Below are 247 nucleotides of genomic sequence, written 5' to 3' on the forward strand. Positions count from 1 at the left end.
CTGTTACACAAACCGTATTTATTTCTTTATTTTAACAGGTGAATACAACCTCTAGGGTTGATTTCATGTAATCAGTCAAAATAGGATATGCCATTAGCCAACATTTTATGGGTCGACGATGAGATCGAAAGCCTTCAGTCACAGAAATTATTTTTGGAACAGAAAGGATATGCAGTAACTACACTTACCAACGGATTTGATGCCATCGAATTTGTAAAAAATGAACAGGTAGATGTGGTGTTGATGG

General features: G+C 36.0%; 1 protein-coding gene. It reads left to right on the forward strand.

Annotation, left to right across the window (positions count from 1 at the left end; genetic code table 11):
• Positions 1-87: 87 nt before the first annotated feature.
• A partial coding sequence (locus tag RYX56_RS26105; protein WP_369293573.1) for a response regulator occupies positions 88-247 on the forward strand: 160 nt, incomplete at its 3' end.

The organism is Alkalihalophilus lindianensis (assembly GCF_032843265.1).
Classification (GTDB): domain Bacteria; phylum Bacillota; class Bacilli; order Bacillales; family Bacillaceae_D; genus Alkalihalophilus; species Alkalihalophilus lindianensis.